General features: G+C 65.4%; 1 pseudogene. It reads right to left on the bottom strand.

The annotated features are described in order from the left end of the window. A pseudogene (locus PZA18_RS24085) lies at nt 1-625 on the bottom strand (RHS repeat protein); the annotation flags it as partial.

The following is a 625-nucleotide window of genomic DNA, read 5'->3' as shown; positions in this document are numbered from 1 at the left end:
CGTCTGCCACGCGGCTTGGCCGGTCGGGCGGGCCGCTGCCTTCGTAATCCAGGCGAGTGATGGCGCCAAGGGGATCGGTCTCAGCGATCAGGCGACCGCGTTCGTCGTAGTCATAACGCCATTCCGCCTGATCCGGTCCGCGCACTGCCCGCAGCAAGGGCCGCTCCTTGTCCCATTCCAGGCTCAGCGACTGGCCATCGGGAGTGGTGGCACCGCTGACTTTGCCTTCACCGCCCTGGCGGGTCCAGCGGGCTCGGCCCAGCGGGTCGATCTCGCCAATCCGGCGACCCGCCTGGTCATGGCGATAGGTCCAGCGGCTGCCATCAGGGCGCTGCAACGCGGTCAGTCGCTGCAGGCCAGCCTCGCCCGCAAAGGTGTAGACCTGCTTGCGACCAAGCTGATCGGTCACTTCAGTGCGGTCGGGATAATAGGCATAGTCGTAGCGAGTCCCGTCGGGCTGCCTTTGCTGGCTGACCCGGCTACCCGCCTGATCGCCCTGATAGTCGTATTCGGCCTGGATTTCGCCATACCGGCTATGGCTGGTCAGCAGGTGATGCTGATAGCGGAAGCTGCGCGCGGTTTGCCCATACTGGTCGGTCACACTGACCAGATCGCCCGCTGCATC

Origin of the sequence: Parachitinimonas caeni (assembly GCF_030129945.1) — a bacterium.
Lineage (GTDB): Bacteria > Pseudomonadota > Gammaproteobacteria > Burkholderiales > Chitinimonadaceae > Parachitinimonas > Parachitinimonas caeni.
Note: the sequence above shows the minus strand (reverse complement) of the source record. Positions and strands in the feature narration are given on the sequence as shown.